Below are 12,651 nucleotides of genomic sequence, written 5' to 3' on the forward strand. Positions count from 1 at the left end.
CGTGGGTTGGCAACGGGAAAGTTCGCTATTGAGCCCCGGATTTCGGGGGGGTGGAGAGGATTTTTCTGAGCACCGCGGCGACTTCTCCCGCGGATTGATGGCGGAGGAACTCTTCGTGGCGTCCGGAAACCTGATGAATTTCAAGGGGCATGGTGGCGGTCCAGCCCAGTTGGGGGTCGCGGGGGAGCCACCCTTCGTCGAGAGCACGGATGAGCACCAGGCGTCCGTGCGAGGGGAGGCGATGAGGGTGACGATGGAGCGCTTCCCAATGGCGGAGGGCTCGTTGGCGGGAGGGCTCGTCGAGGAGATCGAGGTCGAGGACGCCTCGTAGGTCGGGGATGTCTTGAGTCCGATGGACGAGGCTATCGACCTTTGAGGAAGCGGCGCGCTGTTTCATTTTTATGCGGCGACCGACGGTATCGAGGTCCCGCTGGGCGAGACTCCACAAGCGACGGGGGAAGCGTTGGAGAAGCCGGGTCCAGTGAGTGGGATTTCGCCACCAATCGCGGTGCCATGAGCTTTGAGGTGGGCTGGCTTCAAGGAGCAGGAGGAGTTCGATGGATTCGCCTTGATCCTCAAGTTGGCAGGCGATTTCTGCTGCGAGGTTGCCGCCAAAACAAAACCCGGCGAGGCGGTAGGGGCCCTTGGGTTGAAGGGAGCGGAGGCTTTCCACGTGGGCCGCGGCGAGATCGCGTAGCGAGGAGAAAGAGGCGGAGCCTTCGGCCATGCCATAGGAATCGGTGAGGTCGGCCAGTTGCAGGGCGGCCTCGCGGTAGGGGAGGAGGCCCATGCCCCCATCGACCAGAGTATGAATCCAGAAGAGAGGGGGTCCTCCGCGTCCGCGGGCGAGGGGGATGGGTCGCGGGCGCTCCAGGTCAGGGGCGGAATGGCTGCGCCATCGGGCCGCCATGCCGGCGGGGGTGGGCTGGTCGAAAAGCCAATCGAGCGGGACGGAGAGTCCGGTGCGTTCGGCGGTGACGGTGGCGAGACGGGCAGCGAGGAGAGAGTGTCCGCCGAGCGCGAAGAAGTCATCGTCAGGGCCGACCTCTGGGACGCCGAGTGTCTCGGCCCAAAGGCGGGTGAGTTCCTGGAGGAGGGGATCGGCAGTCCCTCGCCGGTCGGGGGCGGCGTCGGCAGCTGGAATGGGAAGGGTGGCGAGCCGGTTTCGGTCGATTTTGCCACTGGGAGTGAGAGGGAAGTTCTCCAGAGGAAGAAGCCGGGAAGGCACCATGTAGTCGGGAAGGCGCCGGCGGAGGTGATCGTGAAGGTCGGCAATGGGGGAGGAAGACCGAAACCAAGCGATCAGGCGGTCGTCGGTCCAGACGGTTGCGGCTTCTTGGACATTGGGATGATCGAGAAGGGCGGCATCGATTTCCCCCAGCTCCACGCGGAAGCCACGGATTTTGATTTGGGCATCGGTGCGGCCGAGGCATTCGAGGCTGCCGTTGTGAGTCCATCGGGCAAGGTCGCCGGTGCGGTAAAAACGCTGGTGGTCCAGGGTGATGAATCGTTCGGCCGTGAGTTCCGGGCGCTGCCAATAGCCGATGGCCAGTCCGGCGCCGCCGATGAGCAACTCGCCAGGAACTCCGGGGGGGCAAACTTGGTGGTCGGTGGAAACGATCCGTAGGGTGGTATTGGCGATGGGGGTGCCGATGCGAATCGGTGCCGGATGGGAGATGGGGGGCACCGCCCAGAGGGTCGACCAGATGGTGGTTTCGGTCGGGCCGTAGAGATTCCACATTGCTGCGACTCGCGGGCGTAGGCGGTCGGCAAGGGGGCGGTCCAGGGCCTCTCCTCCGCAGAGCAGACGAAGTTTCGGGGATCCGGACCAGCCGTCATCGAGGAGCATTCGCCAAGTGGCAGGCGTGGCCTGCATGAGATCGGGATCGGCGGCTTGGAAACGCTGGCGCAGGGCGCTGGGGTTGCGGGCTGTGGTGCTGTCGACGAGGTCGATGGTGCCCCCGGCGACGAGGGGCAGAAAAAGTTCGAGGCCGGAGATATCGAAGGAGACGGTGGTGACGGCGAGGAGCGTTTCCCCAGAGGTCATGCCAGGAGTTTCCGCCATGGAGAGGAGGAAGTTGGCGAGAGCACGATGAGGGATGACGACGCCTTTGGGCCGGCCGGTGGATCCGGAGGTGTAGAGGAGATAGGCGGGATCTTCAGGGGAAAGCTTTGGGAAAGACTCGGCAGGGTCTGGAGGAGTTTCGAAGTGGGCTGGAAGCAGAGGGAAAGCTTGGGTGCCTAGGGGAAGATAGGATTCAAGCCCGGGGGAGACGAGGGTGAGAAGGGGGGCCTGATCTTCGAGGATGAGGCGGAGTCGTTCTGGCGGATTGGAGGGATCGAGGGGGACGTAGGCGGCTCCGCACTTCCATACTGCAAGGAGCACGCAGGGGAGGTCCGAAGTGCGTTCTATCAGGAGGGCGACGCGGTCTCCTGCCTGCACGCCATGCCGGTGCAGGTGGGTCGCAAGGGAAGCTGAGCGGGCTCCGATTTGACGGTAGAGTCGATGTGCCCCCGGCGTGGTGATGGCAATGGCATCAGGCTGCCGAGCGATCGTGGCACCGATGAGTTCCAGCGCGTGAGTGTGGGTGAAATGCGGACGTTGGGGCCCATGGGAGAGGATTTCGAGTTGCTGGCGATCGGCGGAGGTGAGCGCTGCGAATGGCTGGGCCGGAGCGTTGGGAGATTCGCATGCGGCTTCGAGTAACACGAGATAGCGATCCAACAGGGCCTGCGCGGTTTGGCGGCGGAAGAGATCTTGTCGAAACTCAAGAAACAGCTGGGTGCAGTCGGGCCACTGCAGGCTCACCATGGCGAGGTCGAACTGGACGGCACCGCGGTGGAGAGGGCGGGGGCTGGCTGTGAGTTCGGGAGTCCAGGAAAGCGGGAGTGGATATTCCTGATGGTCGAAAAGAATCTGTGCGATCGGAGCGCGGTCCCGACTGCGTTCGGGCTGGACCGCTTCGATGATCTTTTCGAAAGGGGCCTCCTGATGGGCCTGCATGGCGAAGGTGGCTTCCCGGACCCGAAGCAGCAGGTCGCAGAAGCGATCGTTGTCGGCCAAGGTGATGCGCAGCGGCAGGGTGTTGACGAGGGTGCCGATGAGTTCTCCCGCCACGGCGTGGTGGCGATTGGCGACGGGCACGGCCGTCACCAGATCGTTGCCGGCTCCATGGGCGCGCAGGGTGAGCATCCATGCCGCGAGCCGGACCATGAAGGGAGTCGCACCGTGGGCGCGGGCCACGGCAGCGACGGCGGATTCGAGGGTTGCAGGAAGGGGGGCGGAAACGACATCGCCCTGCCAAGATGGCTTGGTTGGGCGGGGGAAGTCGGTGGCAAGTTCGAGCTTCCCGGAATGACCGGATAGGGAGCGTTTCCAATAGTCAATCTGGTGGTCGATGGTGCCGCTATCGAGGCGTTGGCGTTGCCAAGCCGCGTAGTCGATGAAGTCGGGCCCAAGGGGTTTGGCAGGAGGATCGATCCCCCTACGGTAGGCTTCGTAGAAGTGGGCGAGTTGCTGGGCGATCACGCGCATCGACCAGCCATCGACCACGATGTGATGGCCGCAAAAGGCGAGGACATGGTGGTCGTGCCGGCAAGCAATGATGCCGGCGCGTGCAGGAGGTTCGCGGTCCAAGTGGAAGGGTTGGCGGGCCCAGCTGGGTAGGAGCACGTCAGGGTCTCCGTCGAGGATTTCCAACGGAGAGGGAGGACCGAGATGCATGCCCGAGTCCGTGTGCCGGGTTCGAAGAATGGGGTGATCGGAGAGCAGCCGTTGCCAAGATTTCTCCATCGCTTCCAGGTCGATGGGCCCATGGAGGTCGATGGCCCCAAAAACGTGGTAGGCAGGGCTTTCTGGCTCCAGCCGATGGAGGAAGGCCATGCGCTCTTGGGAGTGGCTGATGTTTCCGCTGGCGAGTCCTGAACCGATCTCGATGGGGAGCTCCGTGAGGTGGGGATGAAGGGGGAGTTGTTCGGCGAGGGCGATGAGACTTGGGGCTCGGAATAGGGCGGCGAGATCGAACGAGACTCCGGTTTGCCGATGGAGTAGGGCGGCGAATCGCGTTGCTTCGATGGAGCTGACCGCCAGGCTCGAGAGGTCGTCGTGGGGTCGGGCATCGTCTCGATGGGTGGCCTGCCGGAGGGCCTGCAGCACTTGTTCAAGCCGGTCTCGCTGATCGTCAGGAATGGTAGGGAGTGGATCGGTGGCACTGTCATGCAGCAGTGGCAGGGACCCTTCGAGAAAGGCATCGCGGGTCGCTTGGCGTCGGATTTTTCCACTGGTGGTGCGGGGGAGAAGTCCTGGGCGGACGATGAGCACGCGATCGATGGAGACCCCGGTGTGATGGGTGACTTGTCCGGCGAGGGCATGGGGGTCAAGTTCACGACCTTCGACGGCAAGGATGACCCTTTCGCCCTCACCGGAATCCTGCCCGAAAGCGGCGGCAGCGGTGATGCGTGGATTGAGGGTGGCCGCAGCGTCTTCAAGGTCCTCCGGGGCAATGTTGCGGCCTTCCCGGATGATGAGATCCTTGAGGCGGCCGACGACGAAAAGCTCGCCCTCTTCGAGGAACCCGAGGTCGCCGGTGCGCAGCCATCCGTCGACCCAGGTGTGTGAGGTCAGTTCGGGCTGCTGCCAGTAGCCGCCCGCCAGCGAGGGGGAAGAGACTTCGATTTCTCCGGTGGTTCCTTCGTTCAATGGGAGGTGGGTCGTGGGGTCGACAACCCGGACCTGGGTCCCGGGAAGGGGCGCCCCACAGGAGATCTGTTGCGGATCACGGCTGGAACATTTCCACGAGCCGGGCGACACGACTGGTCGGGAAGTGACGACCAGGGTGGCCTCGGCCAGCCCGTAGCCCGGGCAGAAGGCTCGGGAATCGAAGCCGCAGGGTTCGAATCGTCGGGCAAAGCGTTGGAGGGTTTCGCGGCGGATGCGTTCGGCGCCTGTGGGCGCAAATTTCCAGGAGGAAAGATCGAGTTGAGCGAGTTCGTCATCGGTGACCGCTCGCACGCACCAATCGAAGGCAAAATTGGGCCCTCCGCTCATTTCAGCCCGGTATCGGTGGATGGCTCGAAGCCAGCGAGCGGGACGCTGGACAAAGGCGTCCGGCGAAAAGGTGATCAATGGGATGCCGGCGTGGAGGGCATAGAGCAATTTGAGCACGAGGCCCATGTCGTGGTAGGGCGGAAGCCAGCTGAGGACCGAGCGAAAGCGAACGTCCCCGGCGTGGCGGTGAAAGGCGGCAAGCTGTTCCTGAAGGGCCTCAGCGGTGAGGATTACTCCCTTGGGTGCGGAGGTGGAGCCGGAGGTGTATTGCAGCAAGCAGGGGCCAGTGGAAGAGACCGGGTCGAAGTGAGAATCGACGACTGAGGAGGGGGAAAGGAATTCGAGTCCGTCGACCGTGCGGAGGGGGATCTCGCCGAGGGCGAGGGTGGCTTGGCAATCGTGCCGGACGGCCTCCAATCGTGCCCGGTGGCGGCTGCCTTGAGGTGGATAGGCGGGGACGGCAATGGCACCGGCCATCCAACTGCCCAGCAATGAGCTGAGGAAATCGGGTCCAGGAGGGGCGGTGATGAGGACCGGCTGACCGGAGAGGCGTCGTTCGGTGAGTGCCGCTGCCATGCTCATGGCACGGCGCGCGAGGTCCTTCCAGGAGACGAGAGATTCTGCACTTTCGCCATCGGTCAAATGGCAGGTAGCGGGGACGTCCGGAACGGTTGCGGCGCGCCGGATCAGGAGTCGCGACCAGGTTTCTCCGCAGGTTGCGGGAGGGACATCAGGGAGGGTGGAAGGGTCAAACATTGAAGCACTTTCGTCCTGGGTGAAGACGACGTCGGGCATGCTGGAGGACCGCCACGCGGTGTGGCAATCTCCCAGTCGAGAAGCGGAGGGGAATCTAGGCCTGAGAGTCGGGACGTGGCTTGCGTGGGTGCAAATCCTCCGAGGAACTTCCTGAATGCAAAAATGCCGCCGCCTCTCGAAGGAAGCGGCGGCGGCGAAGATCGCAAGATCCCGTGTGAGGAATCGTGGAGGAGAATTTAGAGCGAAACTCCGGTCGCCAAGGTCACGCCGGGGATGGCGCGAATGGCGGACATGAGGTCGCCATCGGCCGGAGCATCCAGTTCGATGACCGAGAGGGCGTTGCCGCCGGACTTGTCGCGTCCGAGGGACAGGTTTGCGATGTTTTGTCCGTGCTGGCCGAGCAAGGTGCCGACGGCACCCACGATGCCGGGGCGGTCGTCGTTGCGCACGATGAGCAGATGGCCGGTGATGGGGACGTCGACGAACAGGCGGTCGATTTCGACGATGCGCGGGCTGCGGCCGATGATCGTACCGGCAATCCGGAATTTCTGATCGCCCTTGCGAAGTTCGACGACCAGCAAGTCGTTGAATTCGGTCTGGGCGTTGATGGTCGACTCGACGAGATCGAGGCCCATGGCCTTGGCGACGGCGGGGGCGTTGACCAGATTGACTTGGCCGTCCTGGCGTGACTGCTCCAGGAGTCGGTAGAGGGCGGTGCGGGAAACCAAGCCGGTGTCCTTGCCGGCGAGGTCCCCGTGGTAGGAGACCCGCAGGGAGTCGGCATTGTCCGGACCGAGCTTCGCGAGAAGGGCCCCGAGGGCTGCGGCCAGATCGAGGTAGGGTCCCAGCTCGCGCAAGGCTGTCGCATCGAGCGAGGGCATGTTGATCGCATTGCGAATCTCGCCAGTGGCGAGGAAGTCGCGAATTTGAATGGCCACTTCGATGCCTACGTTCTCTTGGGCCTCGTTGGTGGAGGCACCGAGGTGGGGCGTGAAGGTGACGTGTTTGCCGAGAGAAAACAGCGGGTGATCCGCAGGCGGGGGCTCGACTTCGAACACGTCGAGCGCGCAGCCGGCGATGTGGCCAGAGTCGATGGCGGCCTTAAGGGCGGCTTCATCGATGAGTCCGCCGCGGGCGCAGTTCACGACGATGGCTCCTGGATTCATTAGGGCGAGGCGTTGCTCGTTGAGGAGATGCTGGGTGGACTCGGTCAAGGGCACGTGGAGGGTGACCACGTCGGCGCCGTTGAGAGCGGCGTCAGGGGATTCGGCAAGGGTGACCTTCAACTCCCGGGCGCGGCTTTCTGTGAGGAATGGGTCGTAGGCGACGACTTCCATGTTGAAGGCTTGAGCGCGCTTGGCGAATTCGGAACCGATGCGACCCATGCCGATCACGGCGAGGCGTTTGCCGTTGAGTTCGATGCCCTGGAAGGCCTTGCGGGCGGCCTTGAAGTCCCCGGCAAGCACGCCGGCGTGAGCCGGGCCAATGTTGCGGGCGCAGGAAAGCATCAGAGTGAAGGCGTGTTCTGCGGTGGAGATCGTGTTCCCCGTGGGGGTGTTCATCACGATCACTCCGTGGTCGGTGGCGGCCTGACGGTCGATGTTGTCGACGCCGACGCCGGCGCGGCCGACAGCCTTCAGTTTCGTCGCCGCGGCCAAGACCTCGGCGGTGACTTTGGTTTGGGAGCGGACCACGAGGGCGTCGTAGTCGCCGATGATTTTGAGGAACTCCTCGGGAGGGAGACCGGTATGGACGTCGACCTCGATGCCGGGAGCGGCGGCAAGGGCTTCAACCCCCTTGTCCGAGATCGGATCTGAAACGAGCACGCGAAAGTTAGCCATGGCGAGCCGCTCATAAGGGTCTGCTCGCCAGTACGCAAGCGTCCCGCCGAGGATTTCTGCCGCGGCGGGACGGGAATCAAGCAACCGAATTCCGGAGACCGGGCCATCGCCCGGCTCTTCCTCACCGCCCTGATCCTGGGTTTGCATGGGAGTCCCCGATGAGGGGGAAGTTTCCCTTGGCGGTATGGAACGAGCCGGCGCGATGACGGTTCCATGCAATTAACGCGGTAAATACATTGCGTATTCTCAGTGTATGCGCAAGGTAAATTCTTTTTCAGGTCGCATCGGGCTTAGGGATTTCACGCAAGATGGTTTTGGAATCGACGAATTCGAGGATTCCGGCGCGGCCCAACTCGCGTCCCCAGCCGCTTTCGCGGGTCCCTCCAAAGGGAAGGCGGGGATCGGAAACCACTTGGGCGTTGATGCCGACGGTGCCGGCCTTGAGTTGGCGGGCGACGCGATGGGCGAGGTCGAGATCCTCGGTGAAAACCGCAGCGCCGAGACCGAAGTGGGTGGCGTTGGCGAGTTCGATACCGTCGGACGCCCCATGAACGCGGGAAATGGCTGCCACCGGCCCGAAAGTTTCCTCGTCGAAGAGCGGCGTGCCGCGGCGAACTCCTGCGACCAAGGTGGCGGGATACCAGGGCCCGGGCTGCTGAGGGATTTTCCCGCCGAGAATGAGGCGGGCGGAGGTGGCGAGTCCGCGCTGGACCTGATCGTGAAGGGTATCCCGCAAGTCGGTGCGAGCGAGCGGTCCGAGTCGGGTGTTGGGATCGAGAGGGTCCGCCATTTCGTATTGCGAGAGTTCATGGCGGAGGAGTTCCACAAATGCGTCGTGGACGGGTGCGGCGACGATGAGGCGTTTGGCGGCGATGCAGCTTTGCCCGTTGTTGATCATGCGGGCCTTGGCGCAGGTGGCCGCGGCGTGGGCGATATCGGCGTCTTCGAGAATGAGGTAGGGATCGCTGCCACCAAGTTCGAGAACGCACTTTTTCAGGTGCTGGCCGCAAGCTGCTGCGAGCTGGCGACCGGCCTGGGTGCTACCGGTGAAGGTGACTGCTGCCGTGCGGGGGTCGGCAATGAGCTCGGCGACCTCCTTGCCGGGAAGGGTGACGTGGACCAGCAAATCATCTCGGCCCGTGGCCTGGGTGATGATTCGCTCGATGGCGGCGGCACAGCCGGGCACATTTGAGGCGTGTTTGAGGAGGATGCGGTTGCCGGCAGCGAGGGCGGGAGCGGCAAAGCGAAAGACCTGCCAGAAGGGGAAATTCCATGGCATCACCGCGAGAACGATGCCCATGGGGGCATGGGTGACAAAGGACTCGGCGCGGCCGGTTTCTAGAGTTTCATCGGCCAGAAATGCTTCGGCATGGTCGGCATAGTAGCGACAGACCCAGGCGCATTTTTCGGCTTCCGAACGTCCTTGGGAAACGGGCTTGCCCATTTCCTGAGCCATCAGTTGAGCGAGAGAATCGGCCTCGGCCACCAATTGGTCGGCGATGGCCCGGAGCGCGGCCGTGCGATCCTGGAGGCCCGTCAGGCAGGAATCGGGGAGGGGCGTGGCGAGGCGATCAATAGCGTGTTCGAGCGAGGGTTTCATGGGGTAGTTTCACCCGGATTGCGGGGAAATTCCATCGGGGATCCTGTCTTCTTCCTGGGCTCGGTCCCGGGCCTCGATTTCCATGGGGGCCGTCGCATAGCCGTGGTGGATGCATTCGCGAAGATAGCGCCGCATGAATGGTAGGTGGCCACCGAGTCGTTGGTATTGAAGGGTGTGAACCAGTTCGTGACGAAGCAGACGCGAATCCGGTGACACCGCGCAGATGCCTCTCCCCAAGCTCATTCCGGCGGCGCTCAGGATCGGAAATCCTAGCCTGCTGAAGGCATGGGCCATCGCAGAGGGAAGGGGAAGGGGCACTTCGTGGACGAATTGGACCCTCAAGTTTTCGGGAGCGTGGATGCCAAGCTGGCGAGCAAACGTTAGGGCCTCAGGAGGTAAGGGAGACCCGACTTTCAGCAATTGATGTTCCCTGAAGCGTGACCAGCAGGCGGCCAGGGGAGCCATCAGCACGGCGGCAAGGGAGGCCAGAAGCATGAGCGCAATCTGCGCTGGAAAACAGGAAAGTGCGAATCCGGGTGAAGGATGACGACAAAAAAACCGGCCCACTCAAGAGAGAAGGCCGGTCGGAGGATCGGAGGTGTTCCGAGATTATTCGGTCACAGAGATCTGATAGAGGGTGGTCGTCCCGCTGACCTCATTGGCAACGATCAAGAGAGGCTGCCCCGTCGGGCTGTCCTTTGCGGAAACGAAGTCGAGTCCTTCCGGACCGAGGTCTCCAGCGGCGCCGAAGTTTTCGAGGTGGTCCTCATCGAAGCTCACGGAGAAATCCCGGTTGAGGCCGAAGCCGGACATGGTGACGGAGTGCGGATTTGTGATGTCGAAGACGGCGATGCCGCTGAAGCGCTCAAGGGCGATAAAGGCGTAGGTGTGGCCATCGATTTCTCCGAGGGTCACCGTTTCGGGCTCAGGGCCTTTGGCATCGGAGCGGCTATCGAAGCTGTCGCTTTCGTCATGGGCGCCGTTGAAGTCCTCTGGGTAGTGAGTGGCGATGTAAGTTTCCAGGAGGTCTCCGCTGTCGAACACCAGGGTGCCGTTCTCATCAAAAATCGAGAAGGAGCGGGTGCCAAAGCTGTAGAGTTCATCGTAATCCCCATCGCCATCAATGTCGCCTTCGGTGGTGATGGCGGCGAGGCGACCGAGGTGGGCATCGAGCTGGAGGGTTTCCGCCAAGGGGAAAGCGCTGGGGTCGAGGTTGAGGCTCTTGATGCGGGCTTCGTCGGTGTAGTCGCCCCATTCCCGGGCATCTCCCTCATTGGCAGTGACGAAGTAGGTTTGGGTGCGGCGGCCGTCGCGTGCCCGGTAGGCGGCGATGCCATCGGGCATGAACAAACCTTGAATGGGCCAGTTGGCGATGCGGATCGCATCGTCTTTGTCGGAGACATCGAGAGCATGTCCGAGTTTTGAGTGATCGATGGTGCCGAGTGGCAGCACCGCGGCGATGCGCCGCTCGGTCAGGTTGATCTTGATGACCGCATTGTTTTCCTGGCAGGTGACGAAGGCGTGTTGGCCGGAGATGGCGACGTATTCAGGTTCGAGATCTTGGGCAATGGTCGTGCCTTCGGGTCCACTGATGCGCACCCCTTCGACATCGTCGGCCGTGAGACCTCCAAAGGTGATTTCGCGATGATGATAGCGGTTTCCGCGAATGCGGATGATCGAGATGGAGCCTTCGGGGTCGACGGCGTAGTCATCGGTGGGTTCACCCTCATTGGCGACCACGACCATGGTGCCGTTTTCGTTGAAGGTGAGCATGTCGGGGAGATATCCGACTTCGACGGTGTCGAGGAGGTCTCCCTCTCCATTGAGAAACACGACGTGGCCGCGATCGGCTTTGGAGGGAGCTCCGACAGCCACTGCGACCCGTGTGCGGTGCCCGCGAGAGAAGACGTCGACGCTGTTAGGGTTGCCGAGTTCGGAAAGATCGACGGAGCGAACCAAGCTCGGAGCGGTGGGGGTGGAGACGTCGAAGATATCGAGGGCGTCTGCGCTGCCGTTGACGACATACATTTGGTTGGTGGCGGAATCGAATTTCACAATTTCCGCAGCAGAAGCATCGAACAGGCTGGCAGGATCGCCATTGCGAGCGGTGCCGAGGGGCTCCAGCGATAGTTCGGCGTAAGCACCCGCAACGAGAGAAGGAAGGATCAGAGGAAGGATCAGTCGGTTCATGTGACGCCCGCTCGATCAGCGTAATCCCCTCTTGAAGAGAGCATTGAATGGTTTCGGATTTGTCACCTGTCGGGCTCCGACGAGTGGGCGGGAGGCGGGGAGGTCGTGGGCTGGACTGAGGGGGTGGGGCAAATCCCGATGGGGATGGAGTGGGAAGGTTGATTCCGAAGGGGGAAGGAGGCCGTGGGCGGATCGGAACTTTTTGCAGACAAACCGACCCTTCATCGGCATTTTCACCGTGAATGAGGAAGCGCCGCGCCAAGGAGTGGAAACTGTGGATGGCCGAGAACGGTCATCGGCTGTTGGCCTTCGCTCGCACATGGGCGCCTTGTCAGGCGGATGCCGAGGATTTGGTCCAAGAAGCGGTGATGCGGCTGTGGACGGTTCAGGAGGAGAAAGGCGGGCATCCACCGGATCTTCCGTTGGCTTTTTCGACAATTCGTTTTGCGGGCTTGAATCGGCACCGTTCGGAGACCCGGCGCAAAAAGCGGGAAGAATCGGTCCTGTATTTGAATGATTTTGACGATGTCTGGCTCGATCCGACGATGGAGGACGACGAGGACGCGCGGCAGTTGCGCGAGGAGGTGGCGCAACTGAGTGAGAAACTGCGGGAAGTGGTGACGATGAAGATTTGGGGTGGCTTGACCTTTGCGGAGATCTCAGAGGCGCTCGCGATTTCGCCGAATACGGCAGCTTCCCGGTATCGATATGCGCTGGAGCAATTGGCGCAAAAATTGAACCGGACGAAGGAGGTGGATCATGGATGATCTCGACCATATCGAACGTCGCTTGCGGGAATCTTTGGTTCCGCGCGGTTTCACGGACCGAGGAGTTCAGGAGCTGAATGCGCTGATTGACGGCTTGGCTGGCGAAGAAGAGAGCACCTCTTCACGACGGTGGATCTGGGTCACTGGCATGGCGGCCGCGGTGGTCGGTGCTGCCGGTCTGGCCTGGAATGCGATGCCGGCACGTCCGGTGCCGTTGGTGGTTCGCACGGCTCCTCAGCCTGGAATCCAGTTGGTTTCGACCAGCGAAGGGGTTGTTTCCGCCGAGCGTGCAGGCGATTGGTTGGCGGAGGAGGATGGTTCATTGTTGGAGGGGTGGCACGTCCGGGTGGTCAACGAGGAGAGATTCCACGACGAGGCGACCGGCCAAACCGTGCGGGTTCTCCACCCCCGGGACGAATGGGTGATGATGCCGGTGAGCACATTTTGAGG

General features: G+C 62.6%; 7 protein-coding genes. 2 read left to right on the forward strand and 5 right to left on the reverse strand.

Features of this window, described 5'->3' with window-relative positions:
- Window positions 1–25 precede the first annotated feature (25 nt).
- From HNR46_RS09780 to HNR46_RS09800, 5 genes are all read right to left on the reverse strand, one after another.
- Window positions 26–5,842 carry a non-ribosomal peptide synthetase gene (locus tag HNR46_RS09780; protein WP_184018250.1) on the reverse strand — a complete coding sequence of 1,939 codons (5,817 nt, stop codon included), beginning with the start codon at window positions 5,840–5,842 and terminating at the stop codon, window positions 26–28.
- A gap of 197 nt (window positions 5,843–6,039) precedes the next feature.
- Window positions 6,040–7,791 carry a phosphoglycerate dehydrogenase gene (gene serA, locus HNR46_RS09785; protein WP_246418016.1) on the reverse strand — a complete coding sequence of 584 codons (1,752 nt, stop codon included), beginning with the start codon at window positions 7,789–7,791 and terminating at the stop codon, window positions 6,040–6,042.
- Between the two features lie 127 nt (window positions 7,792–7,918).
- Entirely contained in the window at window positions 7,919–9,244 is a 1,326-nt protein-coding gene (locus HNR46_RS09790; RefSeq protein ID WP_184018252.1) for an NAD-dependent succinate-semialdehyde dehydrogenase, read from the reverse strand.
- 9 nt (window positions 9,245–9,253) lie between these two features.
- Window positions 9,254–9,739, reverse strand: a complete 486-nt coding sequence (locus HNR46_RS09795; protein WP_184018253.1) for a hypothetical protein — start codon at window positions 9,737–9,739, stop codon at window positions 9,254–9,256.
- 114 nt (window positions 9,740–9,853) lie between these two features.
- Complete coding sequence (locus tag HNR46_RS09800; RefSeq protein ID WP_184018255.1) at window positions 9,854–11,434, reverse strand: choice-of-anchor I family protein; 1,581 nt, start codon at window positions 11,432–11,434, stop codon at window positions 9,854–9,856.
- Window positions 11,435–11,676: 242 nt separating this feature from the next.
- Between HNR46_RS09800 and HNR46_RS09805 the strand changes: the two genes are divergently transcribed.
- The gene (locus HNR46_RS09805; protein WP_184018256.1) at window positions 11,677–12,201 is read left to right on the forward strand and encodes an RNA polymerase sigma factor; all 525 of its coding nucleotides are present in this window, start codon (window positions 11,677–11,679) and stop codon (window positions 12,199–12,201) included.
- A complete protein-coding gene (locus HNR46_RS09810; protein WP_184018258.1) occupies window positions 12,194–12,649 on the forward strand; it encodes a hypothetical protein in 456 nt (151 codons plus the stop codon). The genes HNR46_RS09805 and HNR46_RS09810 overlap by 8 nt, the downstream gene beginning before the upstream one ends.
- The last annotated feature ends 2 nt before the right edge of the window (window positions 12,650–12,651 follow it).

This window comes from Haloferula luteola (genome assembly GCF_014201715.1).
Classification (GTDB): Bacteria; Verrucomicrobiota; Verrucomicrobiia; order Verrucomicrobiales; family Akkermansiaceae; genus Haloferula; species Haloferula luteola.